General features: G+C 63.2%; 19 protein-coding genes. 5 read left to right on the forward strand and 14 right to left on the reverse strand.

Going from position 1 to position 18,679, the window contains the following annotated elements; all coding sequences use genetic code 11:
• Positions 1-76 precede the first annotated feature (76 nt).
• Positions 77-568 carry a DUF2938 domain-containing protein gene (locus tag Q1W15_RS10835; protein WP_300727661.1) on the forward strand — a complete coding sequence of 164 codons (492 nt, stop codon included), beginning with the start codon at positions 77-79 and terminating at the stop codon, positions 566-568.
• A gap of 82 nt (positions 569-650) precedes the next feature.
• On the opposite strand, the gene Q1W15_RS10840 is transcribed toward Q1W15_RS10835, so the two are convergent.
• The 5 genes from Q1W15_RS10840 to Q1W15_RS10860 form a co-directional block, all read right to left on the reverse strand.
• A complete protein-coding gene (locus tag Q1W15_RS10840) occupies positions 651-1,049 on the reverse strand; it encodes a glyoxalase superfamily protein (protein ID WP_300727752.1) in 399 nt (132 codons plus the stop codon).
• Between the two features lie 25 nt (positions 1,050-1,074).
• Positions 1,075-1,875 carry a GNAT family N-acetyltransferase gene (locus tag Q1W15_RS10845; RefSeq protein ID WP_300727664.1) on the reverse strand — a complete coding sequence of 267 codons (801 nt, stop codon included), beginning with the start codon at positions 1,873-1,875 and terminating at the stop codon, positions 1,075-1,077.
• A gap of 32 nt (positions 1,876-1,907) precedes the next feature.
• Positions 1,908-2,330, reverse strand: coding sequence for a hypothetical protein (locus Q1W15_RS10850; RefSeq protein ID WP_300727667.1), 423 nt, complete (start codon positions 2,328-2,330; stop codon positions 1,908-1,910).
• A gap of 83 nt (positions 2,331-2,413) precedes the next feature.
• Positions 2,414-2,989, reverse strand: a complete 576-nt coding sequence (locus tag Q1W15_RS10855; protein ID WP_300727670.1) for a flavin reductase family protein — start codon at positions 2,987-2,989, stop codon at positions 2,414-2,416.
• Positions 2,990-3,381: 392 nt separating this feature from the next.
• Positions 3,382-4,434: a nitronate monooxygenase family protein gene (locus Q1W15_RS10860; RefSeq protein ID WP_300727673.1), complete on the reverse strand. Its 1,053-nt coding sequence runs from the start codon at positions 4,432-4,434 to the stop codon at positions 3,382-3,384.
• 233 nt (positions 4,435-4,667) lie between these two features.
• Between Q1W15_RS10860 and Q1W15_RS10865 the strand changes: the two genes are divergently transcribed.
• Complete coding sequence (locus tag Q1W15_RS10865; RefSeq protein WP_300727676.1) at positions 4,668-5,048, forward strand: RidA family protein; 381 nt, start codon at positions 4,668-4,670, stop codon at positions 5,046-5,048.
• Between the two features lie 87 nt (positions 5,049-5,135).
• A complete protein-coding gene (locus tag Q1W15_RS10870) occupies positions 5,136-5,774 on the forward strand; it encodes a flagellar biosynthesis protein (protein WP_300727678.1) in 639 nt (212 codons plus the stop codon).
• A 42-nt stretch (positions 5,775-5,816) separates the two neighbouring features.
• On the opposite strand, the gene Q1W15_RS10875 is transcribed toward Q1W15_RS10870, so the two are convergent.
• The 8 genes from Q1W15_RS10875 to Q1W15_RS10910 all read right to left on the reverse strand — a co-directional run bounded on the left by Q1W15_RS10875 (position 5,817) and on the right by Q1W15_RS10910 (position 15,387).
• Complete coding sequence (locus Q1W15_RS10875; protein WP_300727681.1) at positions 5,817-6,404, reverse strand: biliverdin-producing heme oxygenase; 588 nt, start codon at positions 6,402-6,404, stop codon at positions 5,817-5,819.
• 84 nt (positions 6,405-6,488) lie between these two features.
• Complete coding sequence (locus Q1W15_RS10880) at positions 6,489-8,198, reverse strand: amidase (protein ID WP_300727684.1); 1,710 nt, start codon at positions 8,196-8,198, stop codon at positions 6,489-6,491.
• A 138-nt stretch (positions 8,199-8,336) separates the two neighbouring features.
• Positions 8,337-9,608 (reverse strand): OprD family porin, encoded by a 1,272-nt coding sequence (locus tag Q1W15_RS10885; RefSeq protein WP_300727687.1) that lies wholly within the window; start codon positions 9,606-9,608, stop codon positions 8,337-8,339.
• A 78-nt stretch (positions 9,609-9,686) separates the two neighbouring features.
• Positions 9,687-10,892 carry a 3-(3-hydroxy-phenyl)propionate transporter MhpT gene (gene mhpT / locus Q1W15_RS10890; protein ID WP_300727689.1) on the reverse strand — a complete coding sequence of 402 codons (1,206 nt, stop codon included), beginning with the start codon at positions 10,890-10,892 and terminating at the stop codon, positions 9,687-9,689.
• Positions 10,893-11,035: 143 nt separating this feature from the next.
• Entirely contained in the window at positions 11,036-11,857 is an 822-nt protein-coding gene (gene mhpD / locus Q1W15_RS10895) for a 2-keto-4-pentenoate hydratase (RefSeq protein WP_300727693.1), read from the reverse strand.
• Between the two features lie 14 nt (positions 11,858-11,871).
• Entirely contained in the window at positions 11,872-12,756 is an 885-nt protein-coding gene (locus Q1W15_RS10900) for an alpha/beta fold hydrolase (protein ID WP_300727696.1), read from the reverse strand.
• A gap of 17 nt (positions 12,757-12,773) precedes the next feature.
• Entirely contained in the window at positions 12,774-13,727 is a 954-nt protein-coding gene (gene mhpB / locus Q1W15_RS10905) for a 3-carboxyethylcatechol 2,3-dioxygenase (protein WP_300727699.1), read from the reverse strand.
• A 1-nt stretch (position 13,728) separates the two neighbouring features.
• Positions 13,729-15,387 carry a bifunctional 3-(3-hydroxy-phenyl)propionate/3-hydroxycinnamic acid hydroxylase gene (locus tag Q1W15_RS10910; protein ID WP_300727702.1) on the reverse strand — a complete coding sequence of 553 codons (1,659 nt, stop codon included), beginning with the start codon at positions 15,385-15,387 and terminating at the stop codon, positions 13,729-13,731.
• A gap of 136 nt (positions 15,388-15,523) precedes the next feature.
• Here Q1W15_RS10910 and Q1W15_RS10915 point away from each other — a divergent pair, with 136 nt between their 5' ends.
• On the forward strand, positions 15,524-16,303 hold the full coding sequence (locus Q1W15_RS10915; protein WP_300727705.1) for a DNA-binding transcriptional regulator: 780 nt from the start codon (positions 15,524-15,526) through the stop codon (positions 16,301-16,303).
• Positions 16,304-16,382: 79 nt separating this feature from the next.
• Positions 16,383-16,688 carry an NIPSNAP family protein gene (locus Q1W15_RS10920; RefSeq protein ID WP_300727707.1) on the forward strand — a complete coding sequence of 102 codons (306 nt, stop codon included), beginning with the start codon at positions 16,383-16,385 and terminating at the stop codon, positions 16,686-16,688.
• Between the two features lie 374 nt (positions 16,689-17,062).
• Here the strand turns inward: Q1W15_RS10920 and Q1W15_RS10925 are convergent, their stop codons facing one another.
• Positions 17,063-18,646, reverse strand: coding sequence for an aldehyde dehydrogenase (NADP(+)) (locus Q1W15_RS10925; protein WP_300727709.1), 1,584 nt, complete (start codon positions 18,644-18,646; stop codon positions 17,063-17,065).
• Positions 18,647-18,679 lie beyond the last annotated feature (33 nt).

Consider the following 18,679-nt stretch of genomic DNA (forward strand, 5'->3'; position numbering starts at 1 on the left):
CTTGACCTCAAGTCGACTTGAACCTGCAGACTCCCAATCAAAGCGCCAAAACCGGCGCAAGGCAAGGAGAAGGAAGATGCAAACAGCTGAAGCAGTGGTGCGGCTGGTGTGGCTTGGCGTGGGGGCCACGATGTTTATGGACGCCTCGGCGTGGTTGCAAAAACGCCTGTGGGGCATGGCCTCGGCGGACTACGGGTTGGTGGGGCGCTGGTTGGGCCATATGTGCCACGGCCAGTTTTGCCATGAGTCGATAGTGAAGGCACCGCGTAGGCGCCATGAACGGCTGGTGGGTTGGCTGTTTCACTACATCACGGGGTGTGTGTTTGCGGGGGTGTTGGTGGCGGTAGAGGGGCTGGGGTGGTTGCTGCAGCCGACGTTGTTGCCTGCCTTATTGACGGGGTTGATGAGCGTGGTGGCCCCGTTTTTTGTGCTGCAGCCGGCGTTCGGTTTTGGCCTGGCGGCATCTAAAACCCCAAACCCATGGGCCGCCCGGCGGCGGAGCCTGATGGCGCATTTGCTGTTTGGGGTGGGGTTGTTTTTGGCGGGGTGGGTGGGGGCGCTTGGGTAAACAGTGGGGGGCCGACCCACTGCCTATGTCACGTTCAGGGGGGCGGATAGGGGGCAGGTGTATTGCGCCGCCGCGTGCCCCGTCAGGACTGGCAGAAGCGCAGGCGGTTGCCGAACGGGTCCGGCACTTCCATGATGATTCCCCAGCCGTGGTCCACGATCTGCGGGCGCGAATAGCCGTACTGCCGGGCGTTCAGTTCATCGTGCAATTGCTGGAGGTTATTGACCGGCACAAACACCGTTGAGCCGGGGCACGCATCGCCGTGATGCCCCGACAGGTGCAACTGCAAGCCGTTGCGGCGGATGCCCAGATACAGGGGCAACCCGGGTTCGAAACGATGTTCGAACTCAACGCCGAACCCCAGAAAATCCAGGTAGAACTCCCGCGCCTTGGCTTCATCAAACATGCGCAGGATCGGAATGGGGCTGGCAAACGTGATATCGGGCTCGGTTGCGGGGTGCGGGTGTTCGTTGGGGAGCATGGCGGGGCCTTCAGGTGCGTTGTGTTTACGGGTGGGCCAAGCGGTACAGGGCTTGGGCATGGGACACGATCATGCCGGCGCGTTGCAGGTTGCGCCGGCTTTGGGCGTTGGCCAGTGTGGTGGCGGCCACCCGCTGACAGCCCATGGCGCGGGCTTGCTCGATGCGATGGGTGATCAGCGCCTGGTGCAGCCCCTGGCCCCGGGCGTGTTTACAGGTAGCGGCGGTGCCCAGGTAGGCGATGCCATTGCTGGCGCTATACAGTGCGGCCCCTGCCACCCGCTCACCGTCGAGCCACGCCACGTACAGCGTGAGGCGTTCATTGGCGACCAGCCCGGAAAAGGAGGCCAGATTGACCGCCGCACGGGCCGGGTCGGCGCGAAAACCGGCCTCATGAACGGCGGCAAATTCACTCAGGTCGCCCCCACTGACGGTTTCAATGATGAAACCGTGCGGGTGCGTGATCGCCTGTTCGAGGGGGCAACTCAACTGCAGGTGTGTCCAGCCTTTCAACCGTTCCAGTTGAGCCTCGCCGACCGAGAGGCGAGGAGCAAAGGCCGCCGTTTTAGCGATGTGCGGCCAGACGCTTGTACCTTCGGCATCGGCCTTGAGCAGCGCGACCGTGGTGTCGGGGGCCAGCGCCGGGTCGGCGTACACCCGGTTGAGCATCGGGCTTGCGCAGCCCTTGACGTGAAAGCAGGCCATGCCCTGGTGCTGGAACACCCGTGCACCATAGGGGTTGTCCGCCCGTTGCAGCAGGTTTTCGACCCGTGCGCACAGGTATTCGCGTTCTGCGGTTTCCAGTGCTTGGGCCAACGTTAAGTCCATGTGTGCCGTCCTGGCTCGGGGCGTGGCGGGTGTCAGGCGGTGGTGCTAACCGTCGAGCCCGAGGTACTGGCACCTTGCGCCGCCAGTGCCTGAAGCAGCGCCGCCGTAGCAGTTTGCAGGGCGGCGGTGGTGCTGGCTATCTGAGCCTGGAGTGCGCCCAGGGACGCAGCCTTGATCTCGGGTGGCTGGTCGCTGGCCTGAATGCTCTGCAGGGTTTGCAACTGCTGTTCAAGCTGTTTTCGCAGTTGGGCGATCTGCTTCAGCAGTATTTTCACAATGTCAGTGCTTTTGTCGTCGCTGTCTTCCACCGGCGCATTGGCGTTGCCGCGCGCCTCCCGGGGCTTGACCGGGGCCGCTTCAGAGAGTTCGCCGGCCGTTTGCGCGGTGGTCGTCGCCGGGGCGGAGGCACCGGCAATGGTCAGGCTGGAGGCCAGGTTGTTTACGCTGCCGAGCATGGTTTTTATCCTTGTGGGCAAGGTTCGTTACATCGGTATCGGCGGTATTGCTCAAGGCTTTAGCGTGCCGCCCGGCGACGGCCTTACTCGGCCACGTCGAGGGCTTCGCCAGTGGCGTAGTAATGCCCCCCGGCAACGTAGTGCAGGCTGCGCCACTGAGGATCGGCGGTTTCGAACTGCCAGTGGCCATCGCGAAAGGCTCGGGTGTCCGCCCAGGCACCGACCACTTCACCGATAAACAGGTCGTAGGCCGACTGGTTATGTGGCTCGGGAATCAGGGTGCAGGCCAGCCAGGCCGAGCAGCCCGCCACGAACGGTTGATCATGCCCCGGCAGATCGAACAGTTCGACACCACAGTGGTGCAGCTTGTCGGGGTCATCATTAAGGCTGATCGCGCCGACCTGGCTGGTGAGTACGAGTTGCTTCACCGTCGGCACCTGAATCACAAACCGGCCACTGTGCTCGACCAGTTCGCGGGTTTTAACCGATTTATCCAGCACCACGGTCAGTTTGGGGGGGGCGAAATCCAGGGCGCAGGCCCATGAGGCGGCCATGACGTTCTGCACGCCCTGGTGGCGGGCCGAGACCAGAATCGTCGGGCCGTGATTGATCAGTCGATAGGCTTTTTCCAGCGGGACGGCGGCAATGTGCGCGTTCATGGGGGGCTCCTGAGGGGTATACGAGCGTCGCAGTGAATAGCGCGGCAGTTTGCCCCAGAGCCCCGGTATCGAGCAATGCGTGCCAGCCGGACGTTTGATAGGCATTCACCCGCAGGAGCGCGCTTGCACGCGATCTTTTGCTCTTGTACAGACCGGACACATGGTTGACGCCTGTGCGGGGGGCCTTTAGATCAAAAACCAGATCAAAAGATCACGAGCCAGCTCGTTCCTACAAACTCTGCCATCCGTAGGAGCCGGGATTCAGGTTTTACGATCGCTGCGCAATCGGACGTTTCGCCAACGGTTACTAAACACTCGGCCCCTCGGGCGGGCAGGCGGATCTCAGGGGGCTCGTACGGTTTCGGCGTGCGAACCCTTAAAGCCGTGTGCGCTCAGACGCCGGAGTGTTTGACCAGCAGCGCGAGCAGTTCGCGGGCTGGCAGCGCCGTGGCACGCGCCGCTTGCTGGCCTGCCCAGAACGGCGAGAACTCGGCACTGCCGGCCTTGGTTGCTGCCTCGGCCAGGTGTTTGCCCGCGTTGTAGGCAATGCCGAAAGGCGGCACGGGCGGATGGCCCGCAGCGCCGGCTTCGCGCATGAACCGATTGACCATGCCACGGGCCGGTCGCCCTGAAATGACGTCAGTGAGGGCGGTGGTTGCGGCGCGTTCGCTGTTCAGCATGTGGCGGTAGGCCGGGCTTGCCGATGACTCCGGGCACAAGATGAACGCGGTGCCCAACTGTGCCGCCAGCGCGCCCAGTTCCAGTACCTGGCGAATGTCGTGGCCATCCATCAGGCCGCCGGTGGCGATCACCGGGATGTCCAGGCAGGCGAGCAAGCGTTTGAGCAGTTCCAGGGTCGGCAGTTGTTCATCCGGGGCGTGGGGGTCGAACATGCCGCGATGGCCTCCCGCTTCGATGCCCTGCGCCACCACCACATCCACCCCTGCAGCCTGCACCGCCAGGGCTTCCGCTTCGTGGGTGGCACTGGCAAACAGCACAATCCCGGCCGCCTTGAGGGCATCGATATGCCCTTGTGGCGGCAGCCCGAGGTGAAAGCTGACGACCGCCGGGCGCTCTTCAAGCAGCAGGTTCAGTTGTTCATCCGAGGCGCAGAAGCTGGTGTAAATCTGGTGGATGTCGGCCGGGACCGGGGCGTTGAACTCGGCAAAAAACGGGGCCAGGTGCGCAAGCCAGGCCTGTTCCAGTACCGGGTCGGCGCAGGAGGGGGCGTTGCAGAAGACGTTCACATTGAACGGTTTGTCGGTGCGTGCCCGCAGGTCGCGGATCATCGCGCGCCCGGCCTCGATATTGACCGCCGCGATGGAGATAGAGCCCAGCCCCCCTGCCTCACTGACGGCCGCCGCCAGTGCCGGAGTGGCCGTGCCGGCCATGGGGGCCTGGATGATGGGGTATTGAATGCCGAGGGAGGAAAAAAGGCTGCTCATGAAGACTCCTTGCCAGGTTGGGTGGAGCGCTCCGGGCGGCGGACCAGAGCGTAGGGTCTCTGGAGTCTAAGGGGTAATGACGCGGTTAGAAACATCGTATGATTGAATCCGTACCTACGTATTGAACGGTCGCTTCACCCTGTAAATATTCGTAAATCATCCGCGCTTACAGACCTTTCGATAGGTCTGACGGTACAAATCCCACATTTTTTAACCTCAACCCAGAGAGAGTTATGACCCATCACGATATTACCTTCACCCCCGACCCAGATGCGGATTCGATTTCTTCTGATGTGGCCGGTTTCGGCGGGCTATTGGTGTCCACGCAGATCCCGACCCGGGCTGATGGCAGCCTGGAACTGGGCGGCATTACTCAACAAAGCGAGTGCACCTTGCAGGCGCTCAAGGTGGCCTTGGAGCGGGCCGGCAGTTCGATGGACCGTGTACTGCATTTAACGATCTACCTCACCGACATGGCCGATCGGGCTGCCTTCAATGAGGTGTACAAACGCTTTTTCGCCAAGCCGTGGCCAGTGCGTGCTGCTGTGGGCGTGGCCGCGTTGGCGGTGGACGGCATGCGTGTCGAAGTGACCGCAATGGCGGCCAAGGGCTAAGCGGTGCCCGCACGGCGATCTATCCTCTACACTCTCGCTGGGCCATTAAGCCCTTGCCAATGAAGGCTAGACATAAGAGGGGTTTCAATGATGGTACGTATGGTAGTGGGCGTTGCGATGCTGGCTTTGTTGTCAGGTTGCGCCCTGAATCGGTCACAGGTTGAAGTGGACGGCAATGCGGGCGCGGTGCCGACAACGGCCTCGGTCAATGGCAAAAAGGTTTACATCACCGCGGTCGATGAGCGCGTGTTCCAGTCCAAACCCACTACACCGGACAACCCGTCGGTCATGTTCCAGCAGATGGAAGACAAAGCCATCACTGAACGGGTGATTGCCCGCAAGCGCAACACCTACGGCATGCACATCGGGGATGTGTTGCTGAAGCCGGGCCACACCGTGCCGGGCATTGTCAGTGATGCGGTCGCCGCTGCGTACCGGCAGGCCGGCTACCAAGTGGTCAGCGAACCGGGCGTTCAGGGTGCCACGGGTGTGCAAGTCAACATTGCGCAGTTCTGGTCATGGACGGTGTTGCGGGGCGTGCTGGATTCCGTCACCTACAACCGCGCCGTTTTGAATATCAAACCTGCCGACGGGCCTGAGTACCAGGTCAAAACGGAGGTGAATAAAGAGTTCGCTATCGGCAGCACCGACCGTTGGAAAGTCATCACCGAAGATGGGCTTAAAGCGGTGACCCAGCAAACCCTCAAGCACCTTCAGCAGCCTTGATCGCAGCATTACCGCCGGTAGGCACTGCCGGCGGTAATGTGCCTAACCGAAGACCTGTCGCAGGTTCGTTCGGTAGAAGTCGAACGCTGCAATCGCCCCGTTGATGGCTTGCTGCTCGTGTTCCTCGCTCAGCACCTGGCTGTCGAGCAGGGCGATAAATTGCCGCCAGTGCAGGCCGCGCCCGTCCGGGTGGGCGGCCAGGTGGCTGGCTCCCCGCTGTTGGTCCAGGCCCAGTTGCTGGGTTTCCTTGTACAGGTACGCGGCCCCCAGGTTTGACCCTTCGCTGCAATACAACCAGCCCAAGGCTTCAAAAGGGCCGTTGACCGGTGCCCGTGGCGGTGCGTCGGGCACGCTCAGGCCGAGGTCGGCCAGGTCGCGTTTCACCGCTTCAAATCGCGGCAGTTGCGCTAGCCCCGGCAGGCGCCGGTTCAGTTCCGGGTCGTGATACAGCGCGTCGATTGCGCCGTGAAACGCATGTTGCAAGCGCAGGAACTGGCCGTAACGCTCAAGGTTTGCGAACGGTCGGGCGGCCATTACCAGGCTGTCGACACTGTCGTGCTCGCGGTGTGTGGCGGCTTTCAGGCGTTTGGCCCGCGACAGGGGCAGGGCCTCAAGGGTGGGTGCGGTCATGGTGAGGTCCTTGGTGAGGGGGGGCAAAGCATAAAGCGTAGCAGGGGGCCGCCAGCGCCGGAGGCGACAGCGGCCACACGGCGTTCACCGGGCAGTCAACGCCGGTGTCCGTGGCGGAATGCTGCGTTTGCAACCCAGGGATTCAAACGCCGAAGCCAGCCGCAGCAAGTTCGAGTCGTCATAGGCGCGGCCGGCGAAGGTCAGGCCCACGGGCATGCCGATGTCGGCCATGACGCCCATGGGCACGGTGACGGTCGGCACGCCCAGGTGACGGATGGCCAGGTTGCCGTTGGCGACCCATACGCCGTTGCTCCAGGCGATGTCGGCCGAGGCCGGGTTGACGTCGGCGTCGGCCGGGCCGACGTCGGCCACGGTGGGGAACAGCACCGCGTCAAGGCCCAGGCGGTCCATCCAGTCTTCCAGGTCGATGCGCCGGGTTTCTTCAAGGCCACGCAAACCGTCCGGCAGGCTGGCGATCTCGTTCCACGGGGTAATCCCGCGCTGGGCCATGCGCACGTATTCGTCCATGCCGGCGGCCAGGTCGTCTTCACGGTTGGGCAGGGTGCCGGGGTCGTGGGGGAAGATCAGCGCGCCGTCGACATCGGCCAGGCGATTGAGCGCCGGGTCGTTGTTGGCCCGCAGGAAGTCGTCGAATGCCCAGGCTGACAGTGCCCACAGTTCGTCGTGCATAAACGCTTTGGACACCAGCCCTCGGGTCATTACCGTGGGCGCGCCGGGGCGGTCGCCTTCGCAGTTGGAGACCAACGGGAAGTCCACCTCGATCACTTCGGCCCCTTGGGCTTCGAGGGCCTGACGCGCGGCGTGCCACAGGTCCATCACCGAGTCGCGGGTGATGATGCGCTGCCCGGTCGGGCCGCCAATGCCGGGCTTTTCTGAGGTGCCTGCTGCCGGGTCGGCATTGATAAACAGGCGCGGCGCGCCAAAGCGCTTGCCCGCGAGCGCTTCGCGGCCCGCGGCCAGTGCCGGGTAGGAAGCCGGGCGCACGCTGTCCACGGGTGGAATCGGCACCCAGGGTTGCAGGCGCCACAGGTCGCCACGGGTGTCGGGGTCGGGGGCGACCACCACGTCGAGCACGGCCAGCAGGTCGTCCATGGTACGGGCATAGGGCACGACCACGTCCATGGTCGGGGTCAGGGGCCAGTTGCCGCGCACCGAAATCACCCCGCGTGAGGGCGTGTAGGCGCACAAGCCGTTGTTGGAGGCGGGGCCGCGCCCGCTTGACCAGGTTTCTTCAGCCACCCCGAAGGCGGCAAAACTGGCAGCGGTGGCGGTGCCGGCACCGTTGGAGGAGCCGGACGCAAAAGGGGCGGTGAGGTAGTCGGCGTTGTACGGGCTTTCCGCGCGGCCATACACCCCGCGCTGCATGCCGCCGTTGGCCATGGGTGGCATATTGGTCTTGCCCAGGCAAATGGCCCCGGCCCCGCGCAACCGCTCGATGGTGAAGGCATCGCGGTGGGCAATCAGGGCCTTGAAAGCCGGGCTGCCGGAAGCGGCGGTCAAGCCTTTGACCAGGTAACTGTCTTTGGCGGTGTAGGGGATGCCGTCCAGCGGGCCGAGGCTTTCGCCACGGGCGCGACGTGCATCCGAGGCGTGGGCGTCCTTCAATGCGTCCGGGTTGGGCACCACCAGCGCATTGAGCGCGGTTGCGGTGTGGGGGCCGTCATAAGCCGCGATGCGGTCGAGATAGGCCTGCACCAGTTCCACTGCTGTGGCCTGGCCGGATTCAAGGGCTGCACGCAGCTGGGCAATGGAGGCCTCAGTGACTTCGATCATGGCTTCACCGCTAACAGTTGAAGGTCAGTACACAGCATAAAAAGGCGTTTCATATCGGGTCTCCACGGCACGGCATAACGGCATATCGGCGCAGCTTAGCGAAAATGCGGGCACCTGAGCCAGTCAATGTGGGATTTGTCACCAGAGCTTCCAGGTGTAGTCGATATTTATCCGTAACTCGTTGTCATCACGGTGGCTGGCCTGGGCGGCAAAGTCATTGCGATACCAGGCGTGGCGCACTCGCAGCGACAGGTCCTTGAGGGGCCCGCTTTGCAGAATGTATGAAATTTCGAGGTCCTTTTCGCTTTCGCTCAAGTTGGAGCCGCCCAAGGTGGGCAGTTCGATATTGTCGCCCTGCACGTAGCGCACCATGGCCTTGAGCCCCGGCGCACCCAGGGCGGCAAAGTTGTAGTCGTAGCGCACCTGCCAGCTGCGTTCGCGCGGGTTGAGAAACTCCGAGCTGAGGGTGCCTTCGGTGATCACCAGCGGCTCGGTGCCAAACAGATAAGGCATGCCGGTGGTGCCGCTCAGTTGCATGTAGCCGGCCCCGAGTGCGTGGGAGCCCAGGGCGTAGGTCAACATCAGCGCGGTGTTGCGGTTGTCCACCGGGCCGGCCTTGCCTGCACCGTCCTCACCCGTGATAAACAGGCGAAAATCACTCTTGAGGGTACCGGGGCCCAGCGGGCGATGGTCGACAAAACCCAGGTAGTCCTTGCGGTACAACTCGGCCAGCTCAGCGTGGTAGTACTTGAGGGTTAACTGTTCGGACCACGCATAGTCGCCGCCGATAAACGTGAAGCGGTCGGACTCGGCGCTGCCGTTGAAGCGCCCGTTGGGGGCCCCGACCGACATTTTCTGGTAGTGGGTGGCGTCGCGCAGGTTGATGCGGTCGAGCCAGCCCAGGTGCAGGGTCAGCGGTTGCAGTTCCCGTGACGTCACATACGCGCCGCGAAAGGTTTGCGGTAACAGGCGGGTGGGGCTGGCAAAGGCGATGGGCAACACGGTACTGATCGTGCCCACTTGCAGTTCAGTGTGGGAGGCACGGGCCTTGGCCGTCAGCCCCAACTCGGAATACGCATCGGCCGGTTCACGGGTGCTGGCGCTGTACGGCAACAAACCGGTGCCGGTGTGGGCCTTGGAGGAATCCAGACGTACCCCCAGTTGCCCTTGGGCATCCAGGCCAAAGCCGATGGGCCCCTCGGTGTAGCCCGAGCGCACATTCAGCAAAAAGCCCTGGGCCCATTCACGGGCGGCGGCCTGAGGCGTAGCGTTGACGTAATTGCGATCGAAGTAATAGTTACGCAGTGTCAGATCGGCATGGCTGCCCTCGACAAAACCGCTGGCCATGGCGTGAGCCCATGGGGAAATGCAGGCGCAGGCGCTGAGCGCCCGAAGAATGTGCTTGAGCATGGCAAGGTCACTTTTATTGTTATGGAGTAGGAGCAAACCGCCCCGCACGGTGTGGGTGCGGAGCGTTACAACGACCGGTCAGTCGTGGGCGCAGGCCTTGCGCCGCGTTGACAGGTAAAACAGGGCGGCGGCAGCCAGCACGATGCCCGGTGCCGAAGCCAGCATGACGCCCGCCGTTCCGGTGCCCAGCGCGAGCATCTTGCCGGCTACCAGCGGGCCGCTCATGGCCCCCAGCCTGCCAATGGCCACGGCGCTGCCAACGCCGGTCGCCCGTATCGAGGCCGGGTAAAAGTGCGGGGCCAAGGCGTACAGCACGCATTGCCCGCCCGTGGCGAAAAAGCCGGCGACAAAACCAGCCGCCAGCATGCTGTCCAGGCGCGTGACCAGGCCCAGAGCGGTTAGCGAGGCGAGAATGCCCAGGTAAATCAGCGCGCACAGGGCCCAGGCGGGCAGACGGTCCATGACCCAACCCAGAAACAGCGTGCCCACGGCGGCACCGATTTGCAGGGCCAGCATCACCGCGCTGGCATCACGGCCACTGAACCCTTGGCCGATCAGCAGGCTGGGCAGCCAGTTGATCAAGATGTAAACCACCATCAGGGTGAAGAAGTAGCTCACCCAGATCAGTGCGGTCGGCCACGCCGCACCCTCGCCAAACAGGCCTTGCACCACGCCGATGGGGGCTTCGCTGCGGGCCTGGCGAAATTGCTGCGACTCCGGCAGGTAGAGGCCGAGCAGGGGCACAATCAACAGCGGCACCACGCCGCCGACGTAGAACACCACTTGCCAGCCGCCGGTGAGTTGCGCGATGCCAATACAGGCCGCCAACGCAGCCCCCAGGGGCACGCCGCAGTACATCAGGCTGACCGCCATGCCGCGCAGGCGTGGGCCTGCCACTTCACTGGTGAGGGCGATCAGGTTGGGCAGCGCGGCCCCCAGGCCCACGCCGGTGAGGCAGCGGGCAACCAGCAGGCTGTTGAAATCCCAGGCCAGGGCGGTGGCCAACGAGAACAGGCCAAACAAGGCCACCGACCCCATAAGCACGCGTTTGCGGCCTACGCGGTCGGCCAGCCAGCCGCCCACAAAGGCACCGGGCAACAGGCCGAAAATACCGGCGCTGAACACCCAACTCATGTGCACTTTATCCAGCGCGAAGGCGCTGGCCATCCCTTGGGCTGCGATCCCGGCAGCCTGCAAATCGAGCCCTTCCATCAGGGCCACCAGAAAACACAGTGCAATCGTGCGTACAACGGGCAGGGGTGAAGCCAAGGTGAACGTTGTCATGGGCAGTACCCTTTTTATTGTTGTCGTGAAAGGGGCGACTCAATCGGCGGGTGCCGTCAGCGGCGGCGGGTTGCCAGCCAAACCGGCACCGCCGACCCGCGCGGCCATTTCCAGGTGCCGGGTGGGGCGCGCGAGTGTGATCGTCACGTGGGTGCCGGTATGGCGGTGCGGTCACTGGCCGTGAAGGTGACGGCGACACCGCCAAGGCCGTCGATCCAGGCTTCAAAGTGATCGCCCTCGGCAACAGCGACCATGGGCCCCAGAGCGCCGGTGAGAATGATGTCGCCCGCCCGCAGCGGCTCTCCCAGGCGGGCCATGGTGCGGGCCAGCCACACGGCCGCATTGATCGGGTGGCCCAGGCACTCGGCACCACTGCCGCTGGACACCACTTCGCCGTGGCGGGTCAGGCGCATGCTGGCCTGGCGCAAATCCAGGCCGTCGATGCGCCGCGCCGGGCCACCCAGCACAAAGCAACCGCTGGAGGCGTTGTCGGCCACGGTGTCGACGAAACGGATGTTCCACTGCTGCACCCGGCTGCCGACGATTTCCAGCGCCGGTACCACCCAGCCGGTGGCGGCCACGACTTCGTTGAAGGTGGTGTCGGCGTGGGGCAAGTCGTGTTGCAAGATCAAGGCGATTTCGGCCTCGATCTTGGGTTGCAGTACACGGTCGAACGGCACGGTTTCGTTGTCACCGTAAGCCATGTCCGCGAACAGGGTGCCGAAGTCTGGCTGGTCAACGCCCAGTTGCTGTTGCACTTTGGGGTGGGTCAGGCCGATCTTGCGCCCGACCACGCGCCGCCCGTTGCTAACCCCATGGGCCACGTTGAGCTGCTGAATGGCATAGGCGGCGTCGGCATTGTTTTCGCCGATTTGCTCGCGCAACGGGGCGATGGCTTGGCCGTGAGCTTCGGCCTGGCGCAGATCGGCCGCCAGGCGTTCCAGGGTGTGTGGGGGAAGGGTCATAAGAGGCTCGCTTATTAATGGGTCAGGAAGTCCAGCACCAGGCGGTTGAACGTGTCGGCGTGTTCCCATTGCGCCCAGTGGCCACAGCGGTTGAACACGTGCAATTGCGCATGGGGCAGGCCGGCGAGCAGGCGCAGGCCGGTGTCCATGGGTACGAAGCGATCCTCGCGGCCCCAGACCAGCAGGGTGTGGGCGCTGATTTCGTGCAGGCGATGGCTGAAATCCGGGAATTGCTTGGGGTTGAGCCGGCTGCTTTCGACGAAGTTAGCGAGGTGATCACGGCGCGACAGCATGTTGTCCAGGCGGGTCTGGAACAGGGTTTCGGTGAGGGTGCTGGTGTCGAACACGAAGACACTCATCATTTTTTTCAGGTTTTCGAGGCTCGGTTCACGGTACAGCGCGCCGATCAACTTGATGCCTTCGGTGGGTTGCGGCACGAAGGCGCTCGGGCCACCGGTGCCGCCGCCCATCAAAATCAGCTTGCCGATGCGTTCGCGGTTATCCAGGGCAAAAGCCACGGCGCTGTGGGCCCCCATGGAGTTGCCGATCAGGTGCACACGGCCCAGCTCCAGCACGTCGAGCAGGCCTTTGAGGGCGTGGGCATTGAGGTTCGAGCGTGAGCCGGGGCTCACCACCGGGTCACTTTTGCTCCAGCCCGGGCAGTCCATCAGGATCACGCGAAAGCCGGCATTGACCAATGGTTGCAGGTTGCGGTTGAAGTTGGCCCAACCGCTGGCACCCGGGCCGGAGCCATGCAGCATGACCACAGTCTCGGCCAGCGGGTTCGCCGGGTTCGGTGCGATGTCGTTGTAATGCAGTTGCAGGTCCAGACCGCCTTCGCGGATGCGGGCAAAACGGCTGGTGGAGGCTTCGGTGAAGGCGGGTTCAGGGGCAGTCATGGCAAGGTTCCTTGGATTCAAAGGGGGGACGTGAATGGCTGGGCACCCAGGGCACCGAAGCCTGCAATCCACTCGGGAATCGGCCGGTAGTAGCGGCCGTGGCTGTGATAGGGGCCGAAGGCCGACAGGGCGGCGAATGCAGCCACCCAGGTTTTGACTTCGTGGGTGGACTTGCCCGCCAGCGCCGAAAGCGCCGCGTTGCTCAGGCCGTCCAGATCGCTCAGGCGGCCCTGTTCCAGGGTGTCGAGAAACTGTTGATCCCAAGTCGGGTTAAGCGGGTGCAGGCTGTTTTGATCCTCGACAAACTGCCGGGCGGCCTGGATTACCCGTTGCTGGCGGGCCTCTCGCTCCGTGGCGGGCAATTGGCGACCACTGCCCATCAGGCGGTCGGCCATACGGGCGTCTACGGTGGCCAGCTCCGGCACCGGCGGTTGATGGGACAACCCGCCCGAGGCCAGAAACAATACCCGTTTATTCAGCGTGCGGGCCCAGTGGCCGATGGCTTCGCCGAGCAGGCGGGCGCGCTGGAAACCGGGCAGTGGCACGGCCACGCAATTGATAAACACGGGGATCACCGGGCACGCTTGCAGGCCGCCCACCAGCAGTTCCAGCGGTTGGGCGAAGGCATGATCGACTTGCATGCAGTACGACACGGCGGTATCGACACCGCCGTCCAGCACCGCTTGGGCGCAGGCTTCGGCCAGCGGCCGGGGCACGTCCAACGGGCCGGCGGCCGTGTCGAAATCGCCGATGGCCTGAGCCGCCATGCCCACGCAGAACGGGGGCATCACGTCATAGAAAAAGCCGTTGTAGTGATCGGGGCCGAACAGCACGATCAGCTGTGGATCGAAGCGGGCGATGCGCTCGCGGGCTTGGCCGAGCATGGCGTCCACTTCGGCCAGCACCTGAGGGCTGGGGTCAACGTGGCCCACGAGTGGGGTATGGGACAGGCACTGCACCAAGGCACTCATCTCACGCCACCTGCCTGGCGACAGCCGCGTCGGTGGGCAGAGGCACGGCGTTGAGCGCCGCGGCCAGCTCGTCGCAGGCCCGACCCACGGTTTGCGGGATGGCCACGGCGGCGAGAAAACGGTCGGGGCGCAGCAGCGCAATGGAAGAGGAACCGCGCGCGAACCATTCCTTGAGGCGGCCTGTGGTGTCACCCACGCGGATCACGCCTGCCGGCGCATCACTGGCGACTTTGAGTTGAACGTCTGGCAGCACTTGGATAAAACGCGTGCCCAGCGCTTGCCATTGCGCCAACTGGGCGGGGTTCAGGCCCCAGGTCGGGTCGCAGCCCCAGGCAATGATGGCGAAGTTCTTACCGATCACTTCGTCCAGCAGTACGGTACTGCCGGCTTCGGTCAGCACCCGGGGCTGAATAAACATTTTACCCACGGGCGAGTGTTTTTCCGTGGGGGCGATCAACGCGCCACGGGTGTACTGCGGCATGGGTTTGAAGCGCATTTCGACAAAGTAGCGTTTGACCGGCGGCACGTAATTGAGCAGCCACGACACGCCGTCGCGCACCGTGCCTTGCCAGCGTTTGGGCGGCGCGAGCACATGCCCGGCCAGCACCGACAAGTCGATCATCGCTTTGGCATGGTCGCGGCGTTCCTGCTCATAGGTGTCGAGCAGGGCGTCGGTACTCAGGCCCTTGACCACCAGCGCCAGTTTCCAGGCCAGGTTGCAGGCGTCGCGCATACCGCTGTTGTACCCCTGGCCCTGCCACACCGGCATGATGTGCGCGGCATCCCCGGCCAGCAGCACGCGGCCTTGGCGAAAACGCCCGGCCAGGCGCGCGTTATGGGTGTACACACGGCTGCGGATCAGCTCGATGCGGTCCGGGTCGGGGATGACCTTGGCCAGCAGCTTGCGCAGGTTCTCGGGCTTGCTCAGTTCAACTTCGGTCTCGCCGGGCATCACCATAAATTCAAAGCGGCGCACGCTATGCGGCAAGGCCGCCGACACATAAGGGCGCACCGGGTCGCAGCACAGGTACACATGGGGTGTGCTCAGCGGGTCATTGGCGATGTCGACGACGATCCACTGGTTGGGGGCGGTCTTGCCCTCAAAGCTGATGTTGAGGTTGCGCCTTACCAGGCTGTTGCCCCCGTCGCAGCCAATCAGGTACTGGGCGTGCAACCGCTCAGTCTGGCCGTCGGAGCCCTTGAGGGTGAGCGCCACGCCCTTGTCGTTCTGGATAAACCCTTCCAGCTCACGGCCGAACAGCACCTTGACGTTGTCAAAGCGCTTCAGGCCGTCAAACAGCACACGGTCGGCCAGCGGCTGGATAAACGCATTGCGGCGCGACCAGCCGAATTCATCGGTTGTGGGTTGAATATCGGCAAAGCAGCGACCCTTGGGCGTGAGAAAACGCATGGCATGCCAAGGGGTGGTGTGGGGCAGGACCTGGTCGACCAGGTTGACGGCCTGGAAGGCCCGCAGACTTTCATCATCCAGGCCGATGGCGCGGGGATAGTCGATCAGGCTGTCGAGCTTTTCCAGCAAGGTGACCGTGACACCACATTGGCCCAGGTAATTGGCGATCATCAAACCGACAGGGCCAGCGCCGACAATAGCGACGTCTGTGGTCATGTCCACAGTGCAAGGTGTGGGTGCAGAACTCATGGGTATCTCCGTGCAGCGCTTTTTTGAATTTGTTGTTGGGCTCAGTATGGAAACCGTCACGCTGGTGGACAACGACAACCCTTGCTAGGGTGCACTGAGTGCACATCGTTGAATTACAAGAAAAAAGAGGTCGCCCATGAGCGAAACTGAATACAAGGCCGTGCGCGGCCTGATGCGCGGGCTGGCCCTGATTAACGGGTTGAACCGCTTTGATGGCGGGGCGAGCACGGCGCAATTGGCGCAGCAGTGCGGGCTGCACCGCACCACCGTGCGCCGTTTGCTGGAGACCTTGCAGGCCGAAGGGTATGTGCGCCGCAGCGAGTCGGATGACAGCTACCGGCTGACACTCAAGGTGCGTGAATTGAGTGAAGGGTTTCGTGATGAGCAATGGATCTCGTCTGTGGCGGCCCCTTTGCTCGGGGAGTTGTTGCAACAGGTGGTGTGGCCCACGGACCTGTGCACCCTGGACGGTGACGCGATGGTGATTCGCGAAACCACGCACCGCTTCAGCCGCCTGTCGTTCCATCGCTCAATGGTGGGGCGGCGCTTGCCCTTGTTGATGACCGCGACCGGGCGGGCGTACTTCGCATTCTGCTCGCCGGCCGAACGCGAAGAGTTGATCGAATTGCTGATAAGCCGTGATGACGAGGAAGCCGTGCTGGCGGCGGACCGACGCTTTGTCGAGCGCCTGGTCGAGCACACACGGGGCAAGGGCTACGGCGAAAACAATGCCCACTGGGGGGCCGAGCGAAAAATCGCTTCCATTGCCATTCCGGTGATGTTTGAGGCGCGGGTGATGGGGTGTTTGAACCTGGTCTATATCGCCAAGGCCATGCCCGTTGAAGAAGCGGCAAAACGCTACCTGCCCGCCATGAGGGCGGTGGTGGGCAAGATCGAAGCCGGGTTGGGCGCTTAAAAACGTGTACGCACTGACCTTGTCGTAAAGGGGCCACAGGATTAGCCTTCAGCTTCCTTTTTAACCCGGACGCCAAGCCATGATCACCTGCTACCTGCGTTATGTGATTGACCCTTACCAATTGGCCGAATTTGAAACCTACGCGCGGGTGTGGATCCCGCTGGTGGAGAAGTTCGGCGGCACGCACCACGGCTATTTCCTGCCTTCGGAAGGGGCCAACAACATAGCGCTGGCGATGTTCACCTTTCCTAGCCTGGCGGCCTATGAAGACTATCGCGAACGGTCCAAAACCGACGCTGAGTGCATCGCGGCGTTTAAAACGGCTGAAGACGCCCGCTTTATCCTCAGTTACGAACGTTCGTTTTTCCGACCGGTATTTGAGTAATCCCCTCGCGAGGCTATAGCGCCGGTTTTCTGAGGAAAATCGGCGGTTTGGTAACACCCGCGCGGTAACAGTCAAGGTCAAAAGACCGGGTGAAATCGCCGTCGAAAAAGCGCAGGGCCGTCGGTAACGCACGCATACACTGACGTGGGTCAGTACCGGCCTTGAAAAAAAACCGCAGAATATCTTGTTACTAGTTGTGACAATGGGATATTATCGTCCTGCGTTCACCTACCACGGTTTATGCATTTTTAAGCCCCAAGTTTCCATCAGCTACTTGGGCTTTTTTTTGCCTGAAATTTGATATTGGATCCAATTTCCGGGCATAAAAAAGGCACCTTCGAGAGGTGCCTTCCGTTCAGGGCTGCGCGTAACGCTTAACCCGTTGCTTTTGCACTCCACTCACCGTTGACCAAACGTTGCAGGCCCAGTGGGTTGCTGTTTTGCAGCGCTTCAGGGAGCAAGGCATCCGGGTAGTTCTGGTAGCACACCGGGCGCAGGAAGCGGTCGATGGCCAGCGAACCCACTGAGGTGCCACGCGCATCGGACGTCGCCGGGTACGGGCCGCCGTGGACCATGGCGTCGCACACTTCCACCCCGGTGGGGTAGCCGTTGACCAGAATGCGGCCGACTTTCTGTTCCAGGATCGGCACCAGCCACTGGTACTGTTGCAGGTCGGCCGGTTCGCCAATCAGCGTGGCGGTGAGTTGCCCGCGCAGGGCCAGCAGTGCGGCCTTGAGCTGAGCGTCGTCGGCCACTTCAATGATGATGGTGGTCGGGCCGAACACTTCTTCCTGTAGCAAGGGGTCCTTGTTCAGCAACAGGCTGACATCGGCCTTGAACAGTTGCGGCTGGGCCTTGGCACCGGCTTGGTGTTGCCCGGCCAGGTGGCTGATGCCCGGGTGCGACAGCAGGTGTTCCACGCCCTTGGCGTAGCTGCGCAGGCCGCCTGCATTGAGCAAGGTGTGCGGCGGTTGTTCAGCCATGTTCTGTTGCAGTTGCTCGATAAACGCCGAGAACGACGCCGAGCGCAGGCCGATGACCAGGCCCGGGTTGGTGCAGAATTGGCCACCGCCCTGGGTGACCGACGCGGCCAGGTCCTTGGCCACGGTAGCGCTGCGTGCGGCCAGCGCCTGCGGCAGCACCAGCACCGGGTTGATGCTGGACATTTCAGCGAACACCGGGATCGGCTGCTCGCGTTCGGCGGCCATTTTGCTCAGGGCGTTGCCGCCGTGCAGCGAACCGGTAAAACCGACGGCTTGAATCAGCGGGTGTTTGACCAGTTGCTCGCCCACACCCGAGCCAAAGATCATGTTGAACACACCCGACGGCATGCCGGTTTTCTCGGCGGCGCGAACGATGGCGCTGGCCACGAGATCGGCGGTTGCCATGTGCCCGCTGTGGGCCTTGAACACCACTGGGCAACCGGCGGCAAAAGCGGCGGCGGTGTCACCGCCGGCGGTGGAGAAGGCCAGCGGGAAGTTGCTGGCACCAAATACGGCCACCGGGCCGACACCGATGCGGTACTGGCGCAGGTCGACGCGCGGCAGCGGGGTGCGGTCCGGCAGGGCCAGGTCAATTCGCGCCCCCAGGAAATCACCACGGCGCAGCACCTTGGCGAACAGGCGCATCTGGCCGCTGGTGCGGCCGCGCTCGCCTTGAATACGGGCGGCCGGCAAGGCGGTTTCGCGGCACACCACGGCCACAAAGTCATCACCCAACTGGTCGATTTCATCGGCGATGGCGTCGAGGAATTCGGCGCGACGCTCAGGGCTCAGTTGGCGGAACGCGGCAAAGGCCTGGTCGGCGGCAAGGGCGGCGCGGTCCACTTCTTCGGCGGTGGCCTGGTGAAAAGTAAACGGCAGCGCTTCGCCAGTGCTGGCATCCAGGCTGTGCAGGGTGACGGTGCCAGCAGCACTGCGGCCGCCATTGATGAAGTTGTGGCCGGTTACGGTCGACATGGTGGGTTCCTTGCTAGAGAGGTGTGAAGCCCG

It is taken from the genome of Pseudomonas sp., from assembly GCF_030150285.1.
Classification (GTDB): Bacteria; Pseudomonadota; Gammaproteobacteria; order Pseudomonadales; family Pseudomonadaceae; genus Aquipseudomonas.